Here is a 25209-nt window from a genome sequence, read left to right as displayed (position 1 = left end):
GCGCCGAATGCTCCTCCCATGCGCCGTCATCATTCCCCGCGCATCGTCGCCTGGAAGGTGGGCAGGTGCCTCTTCTGCGCTTCGATCATGCGCTCGCGGTAGACGCCGTAGATGACGTCTGTGTCGTGCAGCGTGACGCCCGCAATGGTCGGCGAGGCGAAGACCGGCAGCTCGATGCCGCGCTTCGACAATTGCTCGGCGGTGCGCGCGAGCAGCTCATGCGCCATGATCATCGCCAACACCGTCGAGGAACCCGCCACCGGGCGGCTCCAGCCTTCGATCGGCACCACCGCGTCCTCGATCGGCGAGCAGGTGTCGATGACGAGGTCGGCCGCATCCGCCAGCCTTTTGCCGGAGGAGTGTGTGGCCGGCTTGTCAAGATTGTTCTTGCTGGTGACGGCAACGACGAAGATGCCGCGCTTCTTGGCGTAGAGCGCGGTGTCGATCCCCGACGAATTGCGGCCGCTATGGCCGAAGATGATGATGGAATCTCCCTCGTTCAGCGGCTGATGGTCCAAGAATTTCTCGGCATATCTCTCGGTCCGCTCCAGCCACAAAAGCTCGCGCACGCCGCCGGCGCCGAGCACGTTGTGCCACATCACGCGCGGGTCGGTGAGCGGGTTGAAGCCGACGAAGCTGCCGTAGCGCGGGAACATCTCCTGCGCCGGCAGCACCGAATGGCCCGAGCCGTAGAGATGGACCAGTCCGCCATTTTGCAGCGTGTCGGCGAAGCGGCTCGCCGCCTGGCTGAAGGCTTCTTCATTGGCCTTCGATGCCTGTTCGATGAGGGCGACGAGACGGGGGATGTAGAGATCGGACACTTCGGTACTCCTTTTGATCGTGTCAGCTTCTGGTGTTCGGGAGGCGGCTGGCGCGCAGCGTCGAGCGTATTTCGTAGCGGTCGCCGCGCATGACGGAGACGGTAAATTCGAACGGGCCGCGCTCGTCGATGGTGATGCGCTCGACGACGAAGGCGGGACTGCCCGCGGGCAGGTCGAGGAGCTCGGCGTCCGTCGCGCTGACGGCACCGACGCGGTAATTCTCGCGCGCCTCGACCGGCACGATGCCGTACTGGCGCTCCAGCGCCTCGTAGAGCGACCCCTTGAGCAGCCCGGCGTCGAGGAAGCCCGGTACGCGCGCGGCTGCCAATTGCGCCGTCTGGATACCGATGGGCTCGTTGTTGCCTAGCCGCAGTCGCCTGATCCGCACGATAGGATCGCCCTCCTCGATCTCCAGCGCGCCGGCCGCCGCCGCATTCGCCGTCGTCAGGCTGCAATCGAGCAGGCGCGAGCCGGCGACCACGCCGATATTGCCCATCTCCTGGGTGAAGGAGGTGAGCTCGCGTGTGCCGGCGACCAGCGTGGCCGAGCGCACGAAAGTGCCCCGTCCGTGTTCGCGCCTGAGCAGCCCGCTTTCCTCCAGATTGCGCAGCGCGTGGCGCAGCGTGATGCGGCTGACGCCGAACAAGGCGCAGAGCCGGTCCTCGGCCGGGATCTGGTCGCCGGTCGCCCACTCGCCGCTCTTGACGATGGCGCGGATCGCCTCCTCGACCTGGTACCAGAGCGGCTCCGGTCGCCTGCGGTCCGGCTGCTGAAAGCTCGCTTCGTTCATCGGATCTGCCTCCACCCGCTTCCCGCCTGTCCGGCAAGCGCGGCCCCAACCAGGCCGGCGCGAGAGCCGAATTTTCCAGGCCTAAGTTCGATGCCGCGCAGATGCGGCGGCAATTGACGCCGTAGCGCCGCAAGCAAAGGCGGCGCGATCACATCCAGCGCGTCCGCCAGACCGCCCGAGACCAGGATGATACCCGGATCGAGCAGCCCCACGGCGCCGGCGAGCGCCGTGCCGAGCTGGCGCGCCGGCACCTCGAGCAGGGTCTGCGCGGCAAGCTGGCCTGCCTTGGCGGCGGCGATCAGCTGGCGGCTGTCGGCCAGTCCGATCTGTGCGGCAAGGGCGTCCAGCGCGCGGCCGGAGGCGACACGTTCCAGCCAGCCGCTGCGATCCTCGCCGTGGTCCTTGACGTCGGCGCTGGCCCAGCCGAAGGAGCAGGCGCCGCCATGCGCGCCGGCGACGATGCGGCCATTGGCCAGCACCGCCGAGCCAATGCCTGTGCCGATTGCCAGCAGGATCGCGTCGGACACGTCCTTGGCCGCGCCTTGCGCCGCTTCCGCGAGCAGCGCGATCTGCGCGTCATTGCCGACCGCCACGCGAAGGTCGGGAAACAGCGCCGCAATATCGACGCCGTCGAGCCAGGGCAGGTTCGGGATCCAGCGGCAGACCGCCCCTTCGACAAGGCCCGGGACAGCAAGCCCGAGCGCTTCGGCCTCGCCCGCGGCCGCAAGCGCGCGGATACGCGTCTCGAACGCATCGAGACTGCCCGGCGCCGGCTCGCGGACTTGCGGCGCAAGGGCGCTGATATCGCCCGTATGGACGGCGGCGCGCAGATTGGTGCCGCCGAGATCGATGGCGAGAACCCGTGTCATCTCTCGTGGCTCCGATCAGCATCTTTTCAAATGTCATTATAACGACATGATGCCACCCGCAAGAGCCGCAAAGACGTTGATGGCTATCGATCGATCGGACATCGGCCAGGAAGCTGCATCTTATCTCGATGATTTGTTTATGTTATCTACTGCATCGAGATCATCGAGGCTTTCATCTGCAAACAGGATCCGCACGTCCATTTGCGAGAGGCCTTGCGCCTTTGCTCAAACTTGTCATAACGTCATCCGCTCTGATACGGTTAAGTGGAGGATGCCGATGTCGCTGGCCCGGATCTCGAAACTGGCTCTCGCCGCGGGGCTCGTTGCCCTGCCCGCGAGCGGCTGGGCGCAATCGGTGAACATCTCCTATCTGACGCATTGGTCGCCGGAGACGGTGGCCCTGCTCGAAGCGGCAGCCAAGGATTTTTCCAAGGAGCACCCGGATGTCGCCATCACCGTGCGCGCGGTTCCGTTCGGCGATCTGCTGACAACGCTGCGCTCGCAGGGCGGCTCCTCCGACGGTCCGACGATCGGCGGCATCTACGATCTGTGGCTGCCGGAACTGGCGCGGGACAAGCTCGTCGCCCCTGCTCCCGACGCGGTGGCAGCCGAGGTGAAGAGCGCCTGGCCGGCGGGCGTCGTCAGCGCCGCCTCGGTCGGCGGCACGCTCTACGGCATTCCGAACGAGATCGACGTCTACGCGCTGAACTACAACAAGGAACTATTCAAGGAAGCGGGCATCGCCGCTCCGCCCAAGACCTGGGCCGAATTCAAGGATGCCGCCGCGAAGCTGACCAATAAGGACAAGGGCCAACAGGGCTTCGGCATGATCAATTCATGGGCGGCGGGGGTGGTCCATCCTTTCGCCTCGCTGCTCGTCTCCAATGGTGGCAATCTGGTCAAGGATGGCAAGCCGGCGCTGGACAGTCCCCAGGCCGCCGAAACCTTCGCGCTCTATGAAGATTTGATAAAATCCGGCGCGAGCAATCCGGCGATGGCGACGGCAGACGCCAACACAACCGGTCCGTTCCTCGACAATTTCGTCTCCGGCAAGACCGGCATGATCATCATGGCCAACTGGTGGGAAAGCGCACTGAAGACCGGCATGGGCGACAAGTTCGCCAACGTCGCCACAGCACCGATCCCCGTCGGCCCGCACGGCGACAAGCCGCATTCGATCTCCTATTCCTGGATGACCGTCGTCAACGCCAAGGCGGGCGAAGCCGAGCAGAAGGCAGCCTGGGAGTTCCTCGCCTGGCTGAACAACCCGAAATCGGGCAAGAACGGCGCCTCGGCCATGTCCGACATATTGATGTCTATGGGCATCCTGCCGTCACGCACTTCCGACGTCGAAGCGCATAAGGACAAGCTCGGCTCCGAATTCCTGTCCGGCTATGTCTCGGTGCTTGCCGATGCGCGGCCCTTCCCGGTCGTGCCCGGCGGCCAGGAATTCTCGGAATCGCTGCAGCAGACGCTCGAGGCGTTGCAGTATGGACAGGTCTCGGCCAAGGATGCGCAGGCGAACGCGCAGGCCGACGCCACGTCGATCCTGGAGCGCGCTGCCAAGTAAGTTCGGGTTCCTGACCGGAAGCAGGTGAATGGCCAGAGCTTTTCGTGCCTCGGCGGGCATCATGCTTGCGCCCGCCGTGACATTGATCGGCGTGTTCGTTCTCGTGCCGATGCTGCTCACCATCTGGCTGTCGTTCCAGGACTGGTCGACGCAGACGCCCTTTTCCGAGGCGAGCTTCACCGGGCTTGACAATTTCCAAGAAATCTTCGGCCCGACCTCGGTCGGCCGCGATTTCAAGACGGCGCTGCTCAATACCGCAATCTACACTGCGCTCTCGGTCATCCTCATCCTGCCTTTGTCGGTCGCCTTCGGCCTGATGGTCTATCAGCGCGAGGTCGCCGGCGGCACGGCGCTGCGCACGGTGCTGTTTTCCACCTACATGGTGCCGATGATCGCGGTGGCGCTCGTCTGGTCGAAGCTCTATTCGCCGAGCGAGGGACCGCTCAACCAGTTGCTCGGCCTCGTCGGCATCGGTCCGCAGCCCTGGCTCTCCTCGCCGCGCTCGGCGTTGCTCTCCATCGTCTTCCTCAATGTCTGGCAGCAGGTCGGCTACTTCACGGTGCTCGCCATCGCCGGGCTGACACAGATCCCCGGCAGCCTCTATGAGGCGGCGACGCTCGACGGCGCCAACGGCCGAGAACAGTTCCGCTTCATCACCCTGCCCTTGCTTCGCCGCACGCTTCTGTTCAGCGCCGTAATCGCCATCATCAACGCCGTGCAGGTGTTCGAGCCGGTGGCGCTGATCACGCAAGGCGGACCAGTGGGCTCGACCAACATCCTAACCTACCATATCCGCCGCGTCGGCATCGAACGCGCGCAGGGCGGGCTGGGCTCCGCCATGGCGGTTATGCTGATGCTGTCGCTGATCGTCTGCGTCTCGGCGCTGTTTGCCTTTGTCGATCGCAAGGACAGCGAATGAGCGCGGCAACCCGATCGCTGTCACGCAAGCGCCTGTCGGGCCGCAACGCGCTGCTTGCGACCGCAATGCTTCTGGTTGCCGTCGCATCCGCCTTCCCGCTGGCCTGGATGGTGCTGTCCAGCCTGAAGACGCCGGCCGAGACCATGCAGGTGCCGCCGGTCTGGCTCCCGCATACGCCGACGCTGGAGGCCTATGGCAAGGTCGCCGGCGTCATCAATCTTGGACGCTCGATGTGGAATTCCTTGGTCATCGCCACGGTCACCACCGCCGGCATCCTGGTCACCAGCATGATGGCCGGTTACGCCTTCGCCAAATATTCCTTCCCCGGCCGCTCGCTGCTCTTCTCGCTGCTGATCGCCACCATGTTCCTGCCGCCGATCGTGACGCTGATTCCGCTCTATCGCATGGTCGGCTCGATGGGCCTGAGCGCAAGCCTTGCCGGCATCATCGTGCCCAATCTTGCCAACGCCTTCGGCATCTTCCTGATGCGCCAGTTCATCGCCGGCGTGCCGGACGACCTGATCGACGCCGCCCGCATGGACGGCGCCTCTGAGCTGCTCATCCTGTTCAAGATCGTGGCGCCGAGCGTAGCACCCGCGATCGCGGCACTCGCGCTCTTCGCCTTCGTCTATCACTGGAACAGCTATCTCTGGCCGCTCACCGTGCTGCAGGGCAATGCCGACGCCTATCCGATCGTCATCAGTCTGAGCCGGCTGCTCAGCTACAACCGCGGCGCCGTCAACACCGGCCTGGTGATGGCCGGCGCCACGCTCGCTGTGCTGCCGCCGCTCATCCTGTTCGTCTTCCTGCAGCGCTTCTTCGTCGATTCGATCGTCGGCTCGGCGATCAAGGGGTAGCCATCAGCACGACCGCAGTGTTCATGATTTGATGCCCCGCAGGTAATGCAGGCCGAGCCAGTTGAGCGGGCCGCCTTCTATGCGCTCGAACCCGGCTGCCGCCAGCGGTTCGCGAAGGCGGTGCAGGTCGAACTGGCCATGCAGGCCGTGCTTTGCCGACAGGTGTCTGCGCTCGCCCACTGGTCCGGCATAGTCGATCAGCAGCAGCCGTCCACCGGGGGGCAGAACACGCGCGGCCTCGCGCAGGCAAAAGCCGCGCCTTGCCTCCGGCACCATGTGCAGCACCGTCGTGAAAGTGACGACATCGAAGCGACCTTCCTCGAACGGCAGCTCGGCCGCATCAGCATGATGAAATGGGATATCGAGGCCGGCCCGGCTCGCCTTGCGGCGCGCGGCGGCAAGCATCTTTTCGGAAACGTCCACGCCAACCACCGATCCGCCGGGCTGCACCCGGCGCCAGGCCGAAATCGCCTGAGTGCCGGTGCCGCATCCGACGTCCAGCAAGTGGAAGCCCGGCGCCAGGTCGGCAAGATCGAGCAGGGCCTCGCGATAGGCCCTGTCGCGCCCGCGGGTCAATATCAGCACCAGCAGATCATAGAGGCGCGGAAAGCCGATGCCCCTGTTGGCCTCAGGGCCGATCGCGGCCCCCGCGTGTGCTTCGCTTCGCATATGATGCATGTTCGTCACGTCCTTTCTTCAGCAGCGCGAGGTCCGGGCCGGATACCGGCATAGGGCTGCGGCTGGCGCAGTTTCGAAACAGCTCGTATGATGATGGACAGCTTGTTCGGGTTTTTCGACGGAAGAAGCGGAGGGAACGTTCGCTAGCGGACAATCCGAGCCCGCTGTCCCGGAAAAGTCGCCCAATCCGTGTGACGGCAAAAGGAGCGAGCCCAATGCCTCGGGAAATCGACCGGAGAGCCGCCCGCACCCGTAAAGCCCTTCACGAGGCGCTGCTGGCGCTGATGCTGCGCAAGGGCTACGAGGCCCTTTCGGTGCAGGACATTATCGACGAAGCCGATGTCGGCCGTTCGACATTCTATGCGCATTATACCGGCAAGGAGGACTTGCTGCGCAGCGGCTTCCGGATGCTTCGGGAGGAGCTCAAGGAGGCGCAGTCGGCGGCACGCGCCGGAGCCGAAGCATCGCACGACGATCCGCTAGGTTTCAGCACGGCCATCTTCGAGCATGCGGCCCGATATGCCGACCATTACCGCACGATGATCGGCGGGCGGGGCGGCGCCGTGACGGAGAACGAAATTCGCCTGATCCTGTCGGAAATGGTGCGGCAGGAATTGCCCCCTACCCTCCACGACGAGGCCATCCCGCGCGACTTCGTGGTGCAATTCATCGTCGGCGCCTTCCTGACGACGCTGAACTGGTGGTTCGAGCGAAAGCCGAAATTGCCGCCGTCCCAGGTCGACGCCATGTTCCGGAGCCTGGTGCTCGACGGGCTGTCACCTTTGATCGGTGGCGACCGACGGTCGGTCGATAGCCAAGCTGCAAAATCGCGATGAGGATTGATCGATCTCAAGGACAGAACGCGAGGCGCTCATCTAAACCTCGCAGTTGTCCACACCCCGCCTGCCGCATTCGACTCCACCGCCGCGGCGACGAACTTCACGCCGCGCGCGCCGTCGACGACATCGGGCACTTGCGCCGCCCGCGCGGCATCGACCGCACCGCCTGCGCGATGCGCGCGAATGATATCGGCGGCGTCGCGGTAGAAATTGGCGAAGGCCTCGATATAGCCCTCGGGATGCGCGGCCGGCATGCGCGAGACGCGCCGGGCTTCCGCCGTCGAGCCATGGCCGCCACGCACCAGCGTGCGGGTTTCCTCGCCATAGGGCGAGAAGCGCAATTCCTCCGGCCGCGACCCAAACCATTCGAGTCCGGCCTTCTCGCCATAGATGCGCATCGAGAGGTCGTTGTAGTGGCCGGGCGAGGTCTGGCTGGCGAGGATCGTACCCCGCGCCCCGCCCGCCCAGCGCACGAGCACATGCGCGTTGTCGTCGAGCCGCCGTCCGGGCACGGCGGTGAAGAGGTCGGCCGAGACCGCCTCGGCCTCGAAGCCGGAGACGAAGCTTGCCAGGTTGAAAGCATGCACGCCGATATCGGCGAGCACCGCCGACTGGCCGGCGCGCGCCGGATCGGTGCGCCATTCCGCCTGCTTCTGGCCCTCGGCGTCGATCGGCTTGGTCAGCCAGTCCTGGATGTAAGCGCCGTGCACCGACACGATGCTGCCGAGCTCGCCCGCCGCCACCATCTCACGCGCCTGACGCACCATGGCGTAGCCGGTGTTGTTCAGCGTGACGACGAAGCGGCGCTTCTTCGCTTTGGTCAGCGCCACCAGCGCTTGTGCCTCCTCAAGTGTCGTCGACAGCGGCTTGTCGCAGATGACGTCGATGCCGGCCTCGAGGAACGCGGTGGCGATCGGCGCGTGCAGATGGTTGGGCGTGACGATGACGACCGCCTCGATGCCATCGGCCCGCGCCGCTTCGTCCTTCGCCATGGCGTGGTAGTCGGCGTAGCTGCGCTCCGGCGCGATGCCGATCTCCGCGGCGGAGGCGGCTGCGTTCTCCGGATCCGAGGACAATGCGCCGGCGACCAGGGCGATCTGGTCGTCGAGCCGCATGGCCAGCCGATGCACGGCGCCGATGAAGGCGTTGCGGCCGCCTCCGACCATGCCGACCCGCAAGCGTTGGCGCGAGGTTCCGTCAGCGGTTGCATAGACCATGTTTCGATTCCTCGCGGATAACTGTCATTGGCAGTGCGCGACTATACGGAGGCTTCCCACCAATTTCGAACAGTTTTTCCAGATTTTGTTTTGTAAAACGATCCTGCCGCACTAGGCTTGTAGAAAGACGGAGGGTCTGGGTGATGAAGCGTAGGATGGCTGCCCTTTTTTCGGGCGCTAACTTCGACAATTGGCGGTCTTCACCTTCCCGCGCGGTACCTCAAACCCGGCCCATGCCATGAGCGGCGTGCGAACCTCACCCGGCCAGGCCGGTGACAGCGCTCCCCGCAAACAAGGCCGATCACTGGCAGCACTTGGCTACACCAAGCCGCAAACCTATGAAGAGCTGCGGGCGGTGCTTGCGTCGGGAACCGTGCATTTCCCGAAACGGCTTCGCCAGGTGGCGATCTTTCTATGGCAGCACCCGAGCGAGGTGGCGTTGGGCACGATCGCGCAGGTGGCGGACCAGGCCGGCGTGCAGCCTTCGACCCTGGTGCGCTTCGCGCAGATCTTCGGCTATTCGGGCTTTTCCGATTTCCAGCTCCTGTTCAAGGACCGCATGAAGGGCTCCTGGCCGGATACGCAAGGCAGCCCGGACAAGGCCGAGGAGCCGAACGCAAACCTGCATTTCCTCAATGGCATGGTCGGTGCCTGCCAGGCCTCGCTCGGCCGCATCGGCAATGATTTCAATATCGCCGCTTTCGAGACAATGGTCGATTATCTGGCGGCGGCCGAGCTGATCTATGTCATCGGCAGCAAGCGCGCCTTCCCCGTCACCACCTATCTGTCGCTGACGCTGTCGCAGCAGGGCGTGCGCAACGTGCTGGTCGACAATGTCGGCTCGACCGCGCTCGACCAGGTCGGCTGCATCACGCCGCGCGACGCTGTGCTTGCCGTCTCCTTCAGCCCCTACAACTCGATCACGCCCGACCTCGTCGCCGTCGCGCATGAGCGCAAGGCGCGGATTCTCACCATCACCGACAGCACCTTTTCGCCGCTGGCAAAACTCTCCGACACCTGGCTTGAAGTGGTCGAGCAGGACTTTGGCGGTTTCCGCTCGCTTGCCGCCTCGCTCGCGGTCGGCATGGCGTTGGTCCACGGCGTCGTCGCGCAGCGGACAGGCTGACAAGAGCAATTCCAGGAAAAGTGTGAGCGGTTAAGTTCGGCGTCTTCGCCGTAACCTTCCGTCCGGGATTGCGAAAGACAAGGAGATAGAGCGGTTCACCGGTTCCATGAAAACGGTGAACCGCTCTGGGGCGATTGACTAAAGAGAACCATCGTTCCATATTTGAAAAAATGGAAACTTTGTTCCGGGAGGAGGAATGGAGGTTCGTCTCGACGGTAAGGTGGTGCTGGTCACCGGCGCGACGCAAGGCATCGGCCGGGCGATCGCCGAGACGCTTGCGCGCTCCGGCGCCGCCGGACTGCTGATCACTGGCCGTGACCAGAAACGTGGCGATGCTGTCGCCGCCGAACTCTCGGCCACGGGCACCTCCGCCGCCTTCGCTGCTACCGATCTCGGCGATCCCGAGGCCCCGGTGCGGCTGGCGCAAGCCTGCATCGACCACTTCGGTCGCATCGACGGCCTGGTCAACGCCGCCGGCCTGACCGACCGCGCTTCCTTCGTCGATGCCACGCTCGATGACTGGGAATCGCTGTTTGCCGTCAACGCCCGCGCGCCCTTCTTCCTGATGCAGGCGGCAATCGCCGAGATGAGGAAGCGCGGACAGGGCGGCTCGATCGTCAACATCCTGTCGATCAACGCGCATTGCGGCTCGCCGGAGCTTGCCGTCTATTCCGCCACCAAGGGCGCGCTGGCGACGCTGACCAAGAACGCCGCCAATGCCCATCGCTTTGACCGCATCCGCGTCAACGGCATCAATGTCGGCTGGACCGATACGCCGGCCGAACGGATCATGCAGGCCGAGACGCTCGGCCAGGGCCCGGGCTGGCTCGATGCGGCCAATGCCACGCAGCCCTTCGGCCGGCTTTTCTCCGTGAGCGATATCGCCAATCTCGCGGTCTTCCTGCTTTCCGACGCGGCGGGCCCTATGACCGGGGCGCTGATCGACCAGGAGCAATGGGTGATCGGAGCCAATCGGTGAGCGCCGAGAAGCTCAGCCCTGCCCTGCTCGGCCGATTGCCGTCGGAGGTCCGCAAGCCGGCTTACGATCGCGCCGCGCTGAAGCCGGGCATCGCCCATATCGGCGTCGGCGCCTTCCACCGCTGCCACCAGGCCGAATACACCGACGACCTCCTGGCGAAGGATTTCGACCGCTGGGGACTGGTCGGCATCAATATCCGCCCTCCCCTGCTGGCCGGCACGCTCGGCCGGCAGAGCGGCCTCTACACACGGCTGATCCGCCAGAACGACGAAGTCGAAGCGCGCGTCATCGGCAGCATCGTTCGCGTCGTCGACAGCCAGGACAGTGCCGCCCCGGCGCTGGATGTGCTCGCCTCGGCCGACATCCAGATGGTCACCATGACGGTGACCGAGAAAGGCTATTGCCACATCCCTTCGAGTGGCGCTCTCGACCTCGACCATCCCGATATCGTCCATGATCTCGCCAACCCCGAGACGCCGCGCAGCGTGCCCGGTATCCTGGCGCGCGCGCTGGAACTGCGCATGGCCAGACAGGGCAGGCCGGTGACGCTGTTGTCCTGCGACAACATCCCGGCCAACGGCATCATCCTCAGCAATGTCGTACGCACATTCGCCGAGCGGCGCGGCGGGAAGCTGGCGGACTGGATCGAAGCCAATGTCGCCTTCCCCGCGGCCATGGTCGACCGTATCGTGCCGGCGACGACCGAGGCCGATATCGACGCCGTCGAGCAGCGCTTCGGCTATCGCGACGGCGCTGTGGTGGTCGGCGAGCGCTTCCGCCAATGGGTGATCGAGAACCGCTTCGCCGGACGCGTGCCCCGCTGGGACCTTGTCGGCGCGACCTTCGTCGACGATGTCACGCCATTCGAGCACCTCAAGATGCGCGTGCTGAACGGTGCCCAGACGACGCTCAGCTATCTCGGGGTGTTGGGCGGCTTTGAACACACGTTCGAGACGATGGCCAATCCGCTTCTGGCCCGCTTTGTCCGGCGCATGCTGACCGAGGAAACGCTGCCGACGCTGACGCCCGTGCCCGGCATTCAGCCGGCGGCCTATGTCGAGCAGAGCCTGTCGCGCCTCACCAACACCGCGATCCGCCATCGCAACCACCAGATCGCCACCGACGGCTCGCAGAAGATCGTGCAGCGCCTGCTCAACCCGATCCGCGATCGCCTGGCGAAGGGCGGGGACATTGCGCTCCTCTCGGTGGCCGTTGCCGGCTGGATGGCCTATCTGATCAAGGCTTCCGCCCGCTTCGGCCGCGCCTGGCAGGTGTCCGATCCGTTTGCCGACAAGATCGCCGCCATTGCCGACCGCATCGGTACGGACAGCAAAGCGCTCGTCGATTCGATCCTTGCCATCGACGCTATCTTCGACCCGGCCTTGGCCGCCAACGCGACATTCCGGGCCCATATCATCGCCGGGCTCGGTGGTTTGCTCTCGAACGATCCGATGGGCTTTGTCGGACAGGTCTGCGCTGGGCCAACCGATGCGCGGTTGAAGCAGCCGACGCGATCTGCATAGTTAGCAACCGGGAGGGATCATGAAGCTTGGACTGCTGACAGCACCGTTTCCGGATACGCCGCTCGGCGAAGTCGCCGATTGGGCGCGCTCGGCCGGCTTCGAGGCGCTGGAAATCGCCTGCTGGCCGAAGACTTCCGGCGCCAGCCGGCGCTATGCCGGCACCAGCCATATCGACGTGGGAGTCTCGGCCGCTGAGGCCAAGGACATCGCCGACGAGCTCGCCGGCAAGGGCCTGGCCATCTCGGGTCTCGGCTTCTATCCCAATCCGCTCCATCCCGACCGGGCGCATCGCGAAGCGGTGATCGACCATCTGAAGAAGGTGATCGTGCTGGCGAGCCGCATGAGCGTGCCGCTCGTCAACACCTTCTGCGGCGGTGATGCTTCGAAGACTATCGACGCCAACTGGGAAGATGCGCAGAAAATCTGGCCGGCGATCATCGCCCATGCCCGCGAGCATGGCGTCAAGCTCGCCTTCGAGAACTGCCCGATGATCTTCAGCTATGACGAATGGCCGGGTGGGCACAACATCGCCTATTCGCCCTATGTCTGGCGCCGCATTCTCGAAGCCTGGGGCGGCGATGTCGGCATGAACTTCGACCCCTCGCATCTCGTCTGGCAGATGATCGACAAGGAGCGTTTCATCCGCGAATTCGGCAAGAGCATGCTGCATGTGCATGCCAAGGACCTGATGATTGATCATGATGGTTTGTACGAGCGCGGAATCCTTTCGGCCGGCATAGGCTGGCAGGTGCCGCGCATGCCGGGGCTTGGGGACATCGACTGGAGCAGGATTTTTTCGGGCCTGTATCGGGCCGGCTATGACGGGCCGGTCATCATCGAGCATGAGGACCGGCGCTTCGAGGGGACGGACGAAAAGGTCAAGCGCGGCTTCCTGCTTGCCCGCGACGTGCTGCGCCCCTTCATCAAATGACGAAAGCTTGGCTCCGACTGAATCAGAGCCCTGGAACCGAACTGAAAAGATCAATGTGGAGGAGTACTGAAATGAAAAGACATCTGACCGTGGCCTCGCTCCTTGCCGGCGCCGCGCTGCTTGCCTCGGTGGGCGGCTCGGCCGCCGCCGGCAAGTACACGATCGGCATTTCCAACACCGTGCAGGGCAATGGCTGGCGCGAGGAAATGATCTGCGCGATGAAGGCGCAGGCGCTCGCTTCGGGCGAAGTGGCGAAGCTCAACATTGCCCACCGCAACACCGACGCCGCCGGCCAGCTCGAGGACATCCGCAACCTGATCAGCGCCAAGGTCGACGCCATCGTCGTCAACCCGGCCGATCCGGCCGGCATCAAGGCCGGCCTCGAGGAAGCCACCAAGGCCGGTATCGTCGTCGTCGCCGTTGACCAGGCGGTGACCGAGCCGTCGGCCTACATCATCTCCAACAACCAGGAACAATACGCCTATCTCGGCGCCAAGTGGCTGTTCCAGCAGATGGGCGGCGAGGGCGACGTGTTTTATATGCGCGGCGCTGCCGGGGCCTCGGCCGACTCTGACCGCGACAAAGGCTTCAAGAAGGCTCTGGCCGAATTCCCCGACGTAAAGGTCGCGCAGGAAGTCTTCACTGGCTGGCAGCAGGATCAGGCCAAGCAGCAGATCCTCTCCTTCCTCGCCACCGGCACCCCGATCAACGGCATCTGGACCTCCGGCATCGACAACGTCATCGTCGATGCGCTGGTCGAGCAGCAGGCGCCGATGGTGCCGGTCGTGGGCGCCGACAATGCCGGCTTCGTCGGTCAGTTGATCTCGGTCAAGGGCCTGGTGGGTGCGGCCGTCACCAATCCCGGCTCGATCGGCGGCGCCGGCGTGACGCTGGCGCTGCAGATCCTCGACGGCAAGAAGCCGGCGCAGCAGACCGTTCTGGTCGAACCGCAGCTTTGGGAAAACGCCACCGAAGAAGGCAAGGCCAAGCTGAAGAGCGTTGTCGATCCCTCGCTCAGCCCCGAATGGCCGGTCTCGATCTCGATCCCGGACTGGACGACCTACACCAAGGACCAGATCATCGCCTGCAAGGGCCCGGGCGAATAAGAGACGAGACGCCCTTCTGCCTTCTCCCCTTGTGGGAGAAGGTGGATCGGCGCGATAGCGCCGAGACGGATGAGGGGTGTTCCAGGGAACGCCAATGTCTCACTCCGCTGGAGCACCCGTCATTCGTCGCCTTCGGCGACACCTTCTCCCACAAGGGGAGAAGGGGAGGTGAGCCGCGGTCTGCATCAGTTTTTGGAACGAGAACCACACGATTTGACAACAAACCCGTCGCCGCAAAATCCCCTCCTCGACGCCACCGGCGTGACGAAGAACTACGGCGCGGTTGCCGCGCTGCGCAACGCTTCGCTGTCCGTGCTGCCGGGCGAAGTGCATGCGCTGATGGGCGCCAACGGCGCCGGCAAGTCCACGCTGGTGAAGATCCTGACCGGTGCGATCAAGGCGGATGCCGGGCGCATCCTGATCCGCGGCCAGCAGCTCGATGTCCGCTCGCCCGCCGACGCACGCCGCGCCGGCCTGCTGCCGGTCTACCAGGAACCGGCGTTGATCCCCGATCTCGATGTCCTGTCCAACCTGCGGCTCACCGGCACGCCGGTCGAGCCGTTCCGCGCTTGGGTGCGCGAGATCGGCATTCCCGACCTCGATATCCGCGAGACGGCCCGCCATATCCCTTTGGCCATCCTGCGCGTGCTCGATCTCGCCCGCGCGCTCGCCGTCGAACCCGACGTGCTTCTGCTCGACGAGATGACCGCGGCTCTGCCGGCTAACCTTGCCGAGAAGGTGCTGGAAGTCGTGCGCCGCCAGGGCGACGCCGGCCGCTCCGTCATCTTCATCTCGCACCGTTTCGTCGAGATTTCCGCGCTCTGCGATCGCGCGACCGTCTTGCGCGACGGCGCAACCGTCGGTGTCGTCGACATCGAACCGGGCATCGAGGAAAGAATAGTCGAGATGATGCTCGGCACCCGCATCGAGAAGACACGCGTCGCCGCGCGCGCGGCGAATGAGGTAGCGGTTGCCGTCGGCGGTCGTCCGAGATTGTCGGTCCGCAACCTGCAGCTTGGCACCAAGCTCAACGACGTCTCCTTCGATCTCGCCAATGGCGAGGTCGTCGGCGTCTTTGCGCTCGAGGGACAGGGCCAGGACGAGCTCTTCGCCGCGCTTGCCGGCTCGATCCGCCCGACAGGCGGCACCATCGACGTCGACGGCGCGCCGGTAAAATTCTCGCATCCGAGCGACGCCATCCAGGCCGGCATCGCCTATGTGCCGGGCGACCGCGCCGAGGCTTTGGCGATGCAGCGTTCGGTGCGTGAGAACATCGCGCTGCCCTTCAGCGCGGCGCCGCGCAAATGGGGGCCGATCCGCATGCGCCGGGAGCAAGTGGTGGTTTCCAGCGCCATCGGCAGATTGCAGATCGACACCCGCGCCCAGGGCGAAGTGCAGCGCCTGTCCGGCGGCAACCAGCAGAAGGTGACCATTGCCCGCTGGATCGCGGCCAACGCCCGCACCATTCTTTGCTTCGACGCGACGCGCGGCATCGATGTCGGCACCAAGCAGGAGATCTACAAGCTGCTGCGCGAGCTCGCCGGCCAGGGCAAGTCGGTGCTGTTCTACACATCCGAGATGGAAGAGGTGCAGCGTGTCTGCGACCGCGTCGTCGTCATCTTCGGCGGCCGCGTCGTCGATACTTTCCCGGTGGAAGAAGCCGACGAAGCGGCATTGATGCGGGCCGCCTACGGCCTGCCGCGCGGCGCCAAGGCGGATGTCGGCATCCTTGCCGAGGTCAAACCCGGTTCCAGCGCGGAGGCCGCGTCATGAGCCGCTTTCTCCGCAATCAGGGCTGGGTCGCGGGCCTCTTCGCACTGCTGATCTTCCTCTTCGTCGTCACCAAGCTGATCCAGCCGGGCTATGGCAGCGGCGACTTCGGCTCGCTTGCGCGGGCGGTTCTGCCTTACGCCTTCGCGGTCGCGGCCCAAACGGTCGTCGTCATCGCCGGCGGCATAGACCTGTCGGTCGCCGCTATGATGGCGCTGACCAGCGTGACCGCGGCCTCGATGATGAACGGCGCCAGCGAGGAATATGCCTTGTTTGTCGTGCCCTTCGTGCTGGCCATGGGGCTGGTGCTCGGCGCTCTGAACGGCGTGCTCATCGTCGTCACGCGGGTGCCTGATATCGTCGTCACCTTGGCCATGCTGTTCGTGCTTCAAGGCGCGGCGCTGCTGGTGCTTGGTGCTCCCGGCGGCGCCGCCGCCGAGTGGCTGAAGGCAAGCGTCATCGGCACCGTGCCGATCCCCGGCCTGCCGGATTGGGCCGACGCCTGGGTTCCAAAGGCGCTGGTGCTGCTCGCCGTTTGCCTCTGCATCGTCTGGATTCCGCTCAGGCGCTCGCGACTTGGCCTTTCCATCTACGCCATCGGCAGCAACGAGCTCGCCGCCTTCCGCAGCGGCGTGCCGGTGGCGCGCACCAGGATCGTCGCCTATGCGCTCTCCGGCCTGTTCGCCGCGCTCGGCGGCCTGTCGCTTACCATCAGCACCGGTATCGGCGCGCCCATCCCCGGGCCTTATCTGCTTGCCAGCGTAGCCGCCGTGGTGCTGGGCGGCGTCGCGCTCGGCGGCGGCAAGGGCGGCCTGCCCGGGCCGATCATCGCCGTCTTCGTGCTGCGGCTGGTGCGCACCGACCTGACGCTTCTGGCCATCGATCCGAACGTCACCGCGATCATCGAAGGCGCGATCATGGTCGCGGTCGTGATGTTCGGCGCCTTCATCACCATGCGGAGCCGCCCGGCAGGAGCAACGCCATGACCGACATCGCGACCATGCCCCAGCCTGTCTCGTTCGGCCGCCGCCTGAAGCGCTTCATGGCGGACCGGCCGCTCATCCCTCTGATCGTCCTTTTGATCATTCTCGTGGTGATCCTGCAGATCCTACGCCCCGGCATCGTCAACGAGCGCTGGATCGCCAACACGGCGAAATTCGCCATCCCGCTGGCGATCCTCGCCGGCTGCCAGACCATGACGATGCTGACCGGCGGCATCGACCTTTCCGTCGGCACCGTGGCGACGATGAGCGCCTTCATCATGGCAACGCAGATCGTCAACCAGGATCCGGCGGTGGCTTTCCTGCTGGCCATGCTGCCCGCGGTGCTGATCGGCCTCGTCAACGGCATCGGCGTCGGCGTGTTTCGGGTGCACCCGCTGATCATGACGCTCGGCACCAGCCTGATCGGCACCGGCTTCCTGCAGGTCTACCAGCGCACCGTGATCGCGTCCGGCGCCAGGATTCCCGATTTCCTCAACTGGCTGGGCACCGGCCTCACCTATGGCTTTCCCAACGCGCTTCTCCTGTTCGTGCCGGTGGCGGTGCTGATCGTCTTCGTGCTGAACCGCACCGGCTTCGGCCGCCTGCTCTATGCCGTCGGCGACAATGAACGCGCCGCGCGCCTGTCAGGCGTCCGCTACTGGCAGGTGATCACCGCGCTCTACGTCCTCTCCAGCCTGCTCGCCGGCATCACCGGCCTGCTCTATATCGGCCTGATCAAGGCGCCCTCGCTCTCGCTCGCCGAGCCGCTGGTGCTGCCTTCGGTGGCTGCTGCCGTCATCGGCGGCACCTCGATTTTCGGCGGCCGCGGCGGCTACACGGGCACCATCATCGGCGCGCTGATCCTGACCGTGCTGACGACGCTGCTCACCATCCTGCAGATGCCCGAAGGCGGCCGCCGCATCCTCTTCGGCTTCATCGTGCTGTTCGTGACGGCGGCATATTTGAGGATCATCGAGGATCGGTAAAACGGGCCGCGACGGGCACAGCTCACTCAGCCGCTTGCACTCGGCCCGAGTCGATGATCGCCCTGATCTCCGAGCGGCATGAGCCGCAATTGGTGCCTGCGCGCAGCGTCGAGCCGATCGCTTCGAGGCTGTCGCATCCCGAAGCGACCGCCGAAGCGAGCTGGTTGGCGCCGACATGGAAGCACGCGCACACGACGCGCCCGATGGCCGGCATCGGCACGGGTGACCGGCCGGACAGAAGGACGTTGCGATCGGTCGTTGACAGCGGCTGGCGCGTGGCGAGCAACGACACCAGCCAGTCCCGTGCCGGCAACTGGTCCGGGGCGGCGACCAGCAAGGCTTCGGCCATGGCGCCGCCTTCGTCGATGGCGGCGGCGCGATAGGCGAGCCCGCGGCGGTCGGTGTATTCCAGGAGTTGATCCCGCCGCTGGACGCCGAGCAGCTTGCGCGCCAGCAGGATGCCCTGGTCCGGCGGCTCGGTTCCGGTCAGGTCGTAAACCCAGCCGCCCTCGACAGCATGCCGGCTCCAATGCACGAAACCGGTCGGCCTGAGATCGCGTCGCGTGATGAGCACGCCGGCCCAGCCAGTCTCTTCCCGCACGATTCTCACCGGAACATGCTTGAGCTCTGGCTGGCCGGAATGCGGATCGGTGACCGGCGAGGATAAGAGGCCGGCTGCTGCCTTGGCTGCGAACTGGCCGCTCCAATGCATGGGCATGAAGGCATGTCCGCGCCGCTGCGCGTCGGCCACGCGCACTCTGGCGCGGACGAAGCCGAAGCGGGTTGAAAGATGAGCGAGGTCGCCATCCTTGAGCTGATGCGCGGCCGCGTCCGCCGGGTGAAGGTCGACCGCCGGGTCCGGCGCGTTCGCCATCAAACGCGGCACGTTTCCGGTGCGCGTCATGGTGTGCCACTGGTCGCGCAGCCGGCCGGTGTTCAGGGCGAGCGGATAGTCGGCGTCGACCGTGAAGGCCGTCGCCTCCTGCCGCACCGGCACGAAACGCGCGCGTCCGTCCTGTGTCGCAAAACGACCGTCGGAGAAAAGTCTCGTCTGCTGCTCGCACCGTTCCGATGCGGGCCAATGGCGCGGCGCGAAGGCGGAATAATCTTCATCGCTGAGATCAGCCACGCCGCCAAGGTCGAACAGGCGCTTGCCGTCGTTCTCGAAGGCGGACAGCGCTGCATGCTCGCGGAAGATCGCGGCTGGCGTCTGGTAGGCGAAGGCCTCGCCAAAACCCATGCGCGCGGCGACCTCGCAGATGATGCGCCAGTCGGCTTTCGTGTCGCTGGGCGGCGGCAGGAACGGCCGCTGGCGCGAGAGGCGCCGTTCCGAATTGGTGACGGTGCCATCCTTCTCGCCCCAGGCGGCGGCCGGCAGCAGCACGTCGGCATAGCGCGTGGTGTCGGTGCGGGTCACATCCGAGACCGCGACGAAATCGCATTTGGACAATGCAGTGCGCACACGCGAAGCGTCGGGCATCGAGACGGCGGGATTGGTGCCCATGACCCACAAGGCCTTGATGCGGCCGTCGGCGACCGCCTGGAACATGTCTACGGCCTTCAGGCCGCCGCGCCGGGCGATGTTGGGCGCATTCCAGAAGCGGGAGACCCGGTCGATACTGGCCTCGTCGGCAAAATCCATATGCGCGGCAAGCTGGTTGGCCAGACCGCCGACCTCGCGGCCGCCCATGGCGTTCGGCTGCCCGGTGACCGAGAACGGCCCCGTGCCGGGTTCGCCGATGCGGCCGGTGGCGAGATGGCAGTTGATGATGGCGTTGACCTTGTCGGTTCCATGCGCCGACTGGTTGACGCCCTGGCTGTAGACGGTGACCGTCCGCTCGGTCGCGGCAAAGAGATCGTAGAAGGCCTGGACGTCGGCTGCCGCCAGCCCGCAGCCCTTTGCCACGCGTGCGATCGAAGGCGCATCGGCGCCGGCGAGCGAAGCTGCCGCATCGAAGCCCGATGTATGATCGCGGATGAAATCAGGATCGATTTTTCCGGCCTGGACGAGATATGCAAGCAGCCCGTTGAACAGCATCACGTCCGTGCCCGGATCGAGCGCCAGGTGCAGGTCGCATTCGTCGGCGGTTGCGGTGCGGCGCGGGTCGACGACGACGATCCTGGTTCCGCGTTCCTTTCGCGCCGCAAGCATGCGCTGGTAGAGAACGGGATGGCACCATGCGGTGTTGGAGCCGGTGAGCACGATGAGATCGGCGCACTCGAAATCCTCATAGACACCGGGAACGATGTCCTCGCCGAAAGCGCGGCGATGACCGGCGACGGACGACGCCATGCAGAGCCTTGAATTAGTGTCGATATTGGCCGAGCCGATGAAGCCCTTCATCAGCTTATTGGCGACGTAATAGTCCTCGGTGAGCAACTGGCCGGAGACATAGAAGGCGACAGAGTCCGGGCCGTGTTCGGCGACAGCCTGCGAGAATTTCGCGGCCACGAGGTCGAGCGCTTCGTCCCAGCTCGCCGGCTTGCCTAGAATTTCCGGCCGCAGCAAACGGCCTTCGAGGCCAAGCGTCTCGCCGAGAGCCGAACCTTTCGAGCAGAGCCGGCCGAAATTGGCCGGATGATCGGGGTCGCCGCGGACGGTCGTCATACCGTCCGCGGCGACCTCGGCGAGCACGCCGCAGCCCACCCCGCAATAGGGGCAGGTGGTCCTCACCTCGCGTGCTTCTTGCATGCCTCAGGCCGCTTTCGAGGCCAGCGCTTCGAGCGCGATGAACAACCGTTCGCCCTCAACCTTGACCGGTATAGTCCGGACCGAGCCTTCGTCGGCGCCAAGCGCCTTGCCTGTCTCCAGCGAGATCACCCAATTGTGCAGCGGGCAGGTCACCGCAGCGCCGTGGACGATCCCCTGGCTGAGCGGTCCGCCCTTGTGTGGGCAGTGGTCGTCTATGGCATAAACCTGATCGTCCGCGGTGCGGAAGACCGCGATCTTGCCTTGCGGAGTGGCCACGCAACGCGCGCCGCGCGGCGGAATGTCGGTGACGGAACCGATGGCGATCCAGGTCATGTTGGTCACTCCGCCGCCTCCGCGAACCCGACCGACGCCATCGGCCTGAACTCATGCTTGTCCTTGCCGGAGACGCGCTCCGACCACGGATCGACCTGCGCGAATTTTTGGCTGAAGACGAAGCGCTCGAAATAGGCGCGGCGCTTCTCGGCGTCGTCCAGGATCTGCTTCTTGATCTCGGCCGTGCCGACGCGCTTTGCCCATTTGTAGATGCGCTCGAGATAGCGGGCCTGCTCGCGATACATCTGGACCAGCGCCACGATCACCTCCAGCGCCTCGTCCTCGGTCTTTACCAAGCCGAGCACTTCCGTGCCCTTGATGTCGAGGCCGGCGGCGCCGGCGAAGTGAATTTCGTAGCCAGAGTCGACGCACACCACGCCGACATCCTTGCAGGTCGCCTCCGCGCAGTTGCGCGGGCATCCCGACACCGCCATCTTCACCTTGGCCGGCGTCCACGAACCCCACATGAACTTCTCGATGCGGATGCCGAGCCCGGTCGAATCCTGCGTGCCGAAACGGCACCAGTCCGAGCCGACGCAGGTCTTCACCGTGCGCAGGCCCTTGGCATAGGCATGGCCGGAGACGAAGCCGGCCTTGCCGAGATCGGCCCATACCGCCGGCAGGTCTTCCTTGCGGATGCCAAGCATGTCGATGCGCTGGCCGCCCGTCACCTTGACCATCGGGATATCGAACTTGTCGACCACATCGGCGATGGCGCGCAATTCGCCGGCGCTGGTCACCCCGCCCCACATGCGCGGCACCACCGAATAGGTGCCGTCCTTCTGGATGTTGGCGTGCACGCGCTCGTTGATGAACCGCGACTGATAGTCGTCGGCATATTGGTCCGGCCAATCGCAGACGAGATAGTAGTTGAGCGCCGGCCGGCATTTTGCGCAGCCGCAGGAGGTCTTCCATTCGAGCTCCTGCATGATGGCAGGGATCGTCTTCAGGCCCTTCGCCTTGATCAGACGCCGCACATCGTCATGGCCGAGGCTCGTGCAGCCGCACATAGGCTGTACCGCCGCCGGATTGTAGGCCTCGCCCAGCGTGAGCTTCAGCAGCTGCTCGACGAGACCCGTGCACGAGCCGCAGGAGGCCGAGGCCTTGGTGTGGGCGCGCACATCGTCGAGGCCGGTCAGCCCCTTCGCCGTGATCGCGCCGGTGATCTTGCCCTTGCAGACGCCGTTGCAGCCGCAGATTTCCGCATCATCCGCCAGTGCCGCAACGGCCGCCAAAGGGTCCGAGGAAACGCCTCCCTGGAACGCCTGGCCGAAGATCAGCGTGTCGCGCATCTCCGATATGTCGGTCGCCTTCTTCTTGAGGTCGTTGAACCACGCGCCGTCGGCGGTTTCGCCGAACAGCACCGTGCCGATGATGCGGTTGTCCTGCAGCACGACGCGCTTGTAGATGCCGGCGGAGGCGTCGCGCAGGATGATCTCCTCGCGGTCGTCGCCGTCGGCAAAGTCGCCCAGCGAATAAAGGTCGATGCCGGTGACCTTGAGCTTGGTCGGCGTGTCGGAGTGGACGAAGCGCTTGTCCTCGCCATCCGTCAGCCTGGCAGCCGCGACGCGGGCCATCTCGTAGAGAGGCGCGACGAGCCCATAGACATGGCCGCCGACCTCGGCGCATTCGCCGAGCGCCATGATCGCGGGGTCGGACGTTTGCATGCGGTCGTCGACGACGATGCCGCGATTGACCTCGAGCCCTGCGTCCTTGGCCAAGGTGCTGTTTGGGCGGATGCCGACCGCCATCACCACCAGCGTTGCCGGGATGATCGTGCCGTCCATCAGCTCGACGCCCTCGACCTTGCCGTTGCCGACAATAGCCTTGGTGTTGGCCTTGGTCATGACCTTGATGCCGCGCGCCTCGACAGCCTTCTGCAAGAGGTAGCCGGCGGCGGGATCGAGCTGGCGCTCCATCAGCGTCGGCATGACGTGCAGCACGGTGACGTCCATGCCGCGCTCCTTCAGCCCGGCAGCGGCTTCGAGCCCGAGCAGGCCGCCGCCGATGACGACCGCTTTGGCGCGCGACTGCGCGGCAAGCAGCATGGCGTTGACGTCGTCGAGGTCGCGGTAGCTGAGCACGCCGGGCAAGTCCTTGCCCGGCACCGGAATGATGAAGGGCACCGAGCCGGTGGCGATGACCAGCCTGTCGTAACTCTCGGTCACGCCGTGGTCCGAGGTGACGGTCTTCGCGTCCCTGTCGATGGCGACGATCCGGTGGCCCTTGTAGAGGGTGATGCCGTGCTTGATGTACCAGCCGTCGCCATGGATGACGATTTCCTCGAACTCCTTCTCGCCCGAAAGCACCGGCGACAGCATGATGCGGTCGTAGTTCACGCGCGGCTCGGCGTTGAAGATGGTGACGGCGTAGCGGTCGGGCGCGGCTTCCAGCAGGTGCTCCAGCATCCTGCCTGGCGCCATGCCGTTGCCGATGATGACGAGTTTCTCGGTCATGTCCGGTCTGCTCCGATCTATTCGGCGGCGTAGGATAGGGACGGGCTCTTGACCTCGGCCGCGCGCTCCATCCAGCGGACGGTGACGTGCATCCAGATCAGGCAGGAGACGACGATGAGGAAGAGCAGCATGAAGCAGCTCGACCAGACCCCGGTGAGATCGTTCAGCACGCCGAAGGCGATCGGCAGAATGAAGCCGCCGAGGCCGCCGATCATGCCGACGACGCCGCCGACCGCGCCGACGCTCTGCGGATAATAGACGGGGATGTGCTTGTAGACGGCGGCCTTGCCGAGGCTCATGAAGAAGCCGAGCACGCAAGCGACGGCGATGAATGCGAGCGGGCCGATCTCGACATGGAACGGGATCGGCCCGCTGATGCCGCGCACGACATAGTCTGCCGAGGGGAGAGACAGAGTGAGTGTCGCGACGGCACAAACGCTGAAGGTCCAGTAGAGCACGGTGCGGGCGCCGATGCGGTCGGAAAGCACGCCGCCATAGGCGCGGAAGATGCTGGCGGGGATCGAATAGGCGGCACCGATCATGCCGGCGGTGGCGATGCCGAAGCCATAGACGCCGATGAGATAGCGCGGCAGCCAGAGCGACAGCGCGACGAACGCCCCGAAGGAGAAGAAATAGTAGAAGGCGAAGCGCCAGACCTGCAGGTTCTTCAACGGGGCGAATTCCTGCCAGAAGCCTCTTACGGGCATCGCCTTGCCGGCGCGGCGCTCGCGGATGACCGGATCGTCGCCAGTGGTGAACCAGAAGATGATCGCCATGACGACGAGCGCCGCCGCCCAGACCAGCGCCACCGACTGCCAGCCCCGGGCGAGCAGCACGAGTGGCGCCAGGAACTTGGTGACGGCGGCGCCGACATTGCCGACACCGAAGATGCCGAGTGCCGTGCCCTGCTTTCCGGCCGGGAAGAAGCGCGAGACATAGGCAACACCCACAGCGAAAGAGCCGCCCGCGAGCCCGACACCAAGTGCGGCCAGCAGCATCTGCTCATAGGTATGTGCGAAAGCGAGCAGGAAGGTCGCGACCGCCGCCGCGAGCATCGTCATGGTGTAGACCAGGCGTCCCCCATAGCGGTCTGTCCAGACGCCAAGCACCATGCGCACGAGTGAGCCGGTGAGGATTGGCGTGCCGACGAGCAGGCCGAACTCGGTCTCGTTCAGCCCTAGCTCCTGCTTGATGCGCACGCCGATGATGGAAAAGATCGTCCACACCGCGAAGCAGACGGTGAAGGCGATGGTGGACATCACGAGCGCCTGCCTGGGAGCATTATCCTGGCTGGGCGCGGCTGGGAGGTTTGCGGTCATGGTCGGCTCCGGTTTGCGGCGTGGGAGGCACCGCGTGTTGTCTTGATCAGAGGCGCGGCATCGGTCAGCGCCGCGAGACCGGGACTTGCGCGGTCACCTGCGGGCTTTTGCCTTCGGTTTCGTGATTGGCGGGAAAGAGCAGGAGCGCGGCAGTGAAGAGAGCCGCGGTCAGCGCGCTGCTCGCCAGGAAATCGCGACGGGTGAAATCCTTGAGCAATGTCGTTGCGATCCGTTTGGTCATCGTCGTCTCCGGTCCAAAACGAAAAAGCCGCCGTCCAGGCCTCGCGCGTCCGTATATCCGGGATCGCGTCGTATTGACCTGAGCGGCAGCTTTGCCTGTGGCGCCCGCCATTGGACGCCTGTTCCATTGCCCGCGAACGGGCTCGATTATTTCAAAGCACGAAGCGTGCCAGTTTCGCTCGGAAGCTGAATTTCAAGGAAAATC

At 65.2% G+C, this 25209-nt stretch carries 22 protein-coding genes; 12 read left to right on the top strand and 10 right to left on the bottom strand.

Annotated elements, in window-relative coordinates:
* Positions 1-29 precede the first annotated feature (29 nt).
* From LB553_RS13630 to LB553_RS13620, 3 genes are read right to left on the bottom strand one after another with little or no spacing between them, the layout of a single operon-like run.
* Positions 30-821: a sugar isomerase domain-containing protein gene (locus tag LB553_RS13630; RefSeq protein ID WP_224513914.1), complete on the bottom strand. Its 792-nt coding sequence runs from the start codon at positions 819-821 to the stop codon at positions 30-32.
* 22 nt (positions 822-843) lie between these two features.
* The gene (locus LB553_RS13625; protein ID WP_224513913.1) at positions 844-1611 is read right to left on the bottom strand and encodes a GntR family transcriptional regulator; all 768 of its coding nucleotides are present in this window, start codon (positions 1609-1611) and stop codon (positions 844-846) included.
* Positions 1608-2480 (bottom strand): ROK family protein, encoded by an 873-nt coding sequence (locus LB553_RS13620; protein WP_224513912.1) that lies wholly within the window; start codon positions 2478-2480, stop codon positions 1608-1610. The genes LB553_RS13625 and LB553_RS13620 overlap by 4 nt, the downstream gene beginning before the upstream one ends.
* A gap of 277 nt (positions 2481-2757) precedes the next feature.
* Here LB553_RS13620 and LB553_RS13615 point away from each other — a divergent pair, with 277 nt between their 5' ends.
* Genes LB553_RS13615 through LB553_RS13605 form a run of 3 tightly spaced genes read left to right on the top strand, consistent with a single transcriptional unit; the run spans position 2758 to position 5826 of the window.
* Positions 2758-4050, top strand: coding sequence for an ABC transporter substrate-binding protein (locus LB553_RS13615; protein WP_224513911.1), 1293 nt, complete (start codon positions 2758-2760; stop codon positions 4048-4050).
* A 28-nt stretch (positions 4051-4078) separates the two neighbouring features.
* Entirely contained in the window at positions 4079-4969 is an 891-nt protein-coding gene (locus LB553_RS13610) for a carbohydrate ABC transporter permease (protein ID WP_224513910.1), read from the top strand.
* Complete coding sequence (locus LB553_RS13605; protein ID WP_224513909.1) at positions 4966-5826, top strand: carbohydrate ABC transporter permease; 861 nt, start codon at positions 4966-4968, stop codon at positions 5824-5826. The genes LB553_RS13610 and LB553_RS13605 overlap by 4 nt, the downstream gene beginning before the upstream one ends.
* Before the next feature lie 21 nt (positions 5827-5847).
* Here the strand turns inward: LB553_RS13605 and LB553_RS13600 are convergent, their stop codons facing one another.
* The gene (locus LB553_RS13600) at positions 5848-6504 is read right to left on the bottom strand and encodes a class I SAM-dependent methyltransferase (protein WP_224514041.1); all 657 of its coding nucleotides are present in this window, start codon (positions 6502-6504) and stop codon (positions 5848-5850) included.
* A gap of 215 nt (positions 6505-6719) precedes the next feature.
* Here LB553_RS13600 and LB553_RS13595 point away from each other — a divergent pair, with 215 nt between their 5' ends.
* Entirely contained in the window at positions 6720-7340 is a 621-nt protein-coding gene (locus tag LB553_RS13595; RefSeq protein ID WP_224513908.1) for a TetR/AcrR family transcriptional regulator, read from the top strand.
* Between the two features lie 35 nt (positions 7341-7375).
* On the opposite strand, the gene LB553_RS13590 is transcribed toward LB553_RS13595, so the two are convergent.
* The gene (locus LB553_RS13590) at positions 7376-8560 is read right to left on the bottom strand and encodes a Gfo/Idh/MocA family protein (protein ID WP_224513907.1); all 1185 of its coding nucleotides are present in this window, start codon (positions 8558-8560) and stop codon (positions 7376-7378) included.
* 238 nt (positions 8561-8798) lie between these two features.
* Here LB553_RS13590 and LB553_RS13585 point away from each other — a divergent pair, with 238 nt between their 5' ends.
* From LB553_RS13585 to LB553_RS13550, 8 genes are all read left to right on the top strand, one after another.
* Positions 8799-9686, top strand: a complete 888-nt coding sequence (locus LB553_RS13585; RefSeq protein WP_224513906.1) for a MurR/RpiR family transcriptional regulator — start codon at positions 8799-8801, stop codon at positions 9684-9686.
* A gap of 196 nt (positions 9687-9882) precedes the next feature.
* Positions 9883-10665, top strand: a complete 783-nt coding sequence (locus tag LB553_RS13580; protein ID WP_224513905.1) for an SDR family oxidoreductase — start codon at positions 9883-9885, stop codon at positions 10663-10665.
* Positions 10641-12188: a mannitol dehydrogenase family protein gene (locus LB553_RS13575; protein WP_224513904.1), complete on the top strand. Its 1548-nt coding sequence runs from the start codon at positions 10641-10643 to the stop codon at positions 12186-12188. Before LB553_RS13580 ends, LB553_RS13575 begins: the two co-directional genes overlap by 25 nt.
* A gap of 19 nt (positions 12189-12207) precedes the next feature.
* Entirely contained in the window at positions 12208-13119 is a 912-nt protein-coding gene (locus tag LB553_RS13570) for a sugar phosphate isomerase/epimerase family protein (protein ID WP_224513903.1), read from the top strand.
* 53 nt (positions 13120-13172) lie between these two features.
* Positions 13173-14225: an ABC transporter substrate-binding protein gene (locus LB553_RS13565; RefSeq protein ID WP_412033335.1), complete on the top strand. Its 1053-nt coding sequence runs from the start codon at positions 13173-13175 to the stop codon at positions 14223-14225.
* Between the two features lie 213 nt (positions 14226-14438).
* Entirely contained in the window at positions 14439-15998 is a 1560-nt protein-coding gene (locus LB553_RS13560; protein WP_224513901.1) for a sugar ABC transporter ATP-binding protein, read from the top strand.
* On the top strand, positions 15995-16981 hold the full coding sequence (locus LB553_RS13555; protein ID WP_224513900.1) for an ABC transporter permease: 987 nt from the start codon (positions 15995-15997) through the stop codon (positions 16979-16981). The genes LB553_RS13560 and LB553_RS13555 overlap by 4 nt, the downstream gene beginning before the upstream one ends.
* On the top strand, positions 16978-17964 hold the full coding sequence (locus LB553_RS13550; protein WP_224513899.1) for an ABC transporter permease: 987 nt from the start codon (positions 16978-16980) through the stop codon (positions 17962-17964). The genes LB553_RS13555 and LB553_RS13550 overlap by 4 nt, the downstream gene beginning before the upstream one ends.
* Positions 17965-17986: 22 nt before the next feature.
* On the opposite strand, the gene LB553_RS13545 is transcribed toward LB553_RS13550, so the two are convergent.
* The 5 genes from LB553_RS13545 to LB553_RS13525 form a co-directional block, all read right to left on the bottom strand.
* On the bottom strand, positions 17987-20656 hold the full coding sequence (locus tag LB553_RS13545) for a nitrate reductase (protein WP_224513898.1): 2670 nt from the start codon (positions 20654-20656) through the stop codon (positions 17987-17989).
* 3 nt (positions 20657-20659) lie between these two features.
* The gene (gene nirD / locus LB553_RS13540; protein ID WP_224514039.1) at positions 20660-20989 is read right to left on the bottom strand and encodes a nitrite reductase small subunit NirD; all 330 of its coding nucleotides are present in this window, start codon (positions 20987-20989) and stop codon (positions 20660-20662) included.
* A gap of 5 nt (positions 20990-20994) precedes the next feature.
* Positions 20995-23445: a nitrite reductase large subunit NirB gene (nirB, locus tag LB553_RS13535; protein WP_224513897.1), complete on the bottom strand. Its 2451-nt coding sequence runs from the start codon at positions 23443-23445 to the stop codon at positions 20995-20997.
* Positions 23446-23462: 17 nt separating this feature from the next.
* Positions 23463-24764 carry an MFS transporter gene (locus LB553_RS13530; protein ID WP_224513896.1) on the bottom strand — a complete coding sequence of 434 codons (1302 nt, stop codon included), beginning with the start codon at positions 24762-24764 and terminating at the stop codon, positions 23463-23465.
* A 64-nt stretch (positions 24765-24828) separates the two neighbouring features.
* Positions 24829-25005, bottom strand: coding sequence for a twin-arginine translocation signal domain-containing protein (locus LB553_RS13525; RefSeq protein WP_224513895.1), 177 nt, complete (start codon positions 25003-25005; stop codon positions 24829-24831).
* Between the last annotated feature and the right edge of the window lie 204 nt (positions 25006-25209).

The organism is Mesorhizobium sp. CA8, assembly GCF_020164955.1.
Lineage (GTDB): Bacteria > Pseudomonadota > Alphaproteobacteria > Rhizobiales > Rhizobiaceae > Mesorhizobium.
The sequence above is the reverse complement of the archived record's forward strand: the minus strand, read 5'-3'. Positions and strand labels throughout refer to the sequence as shown.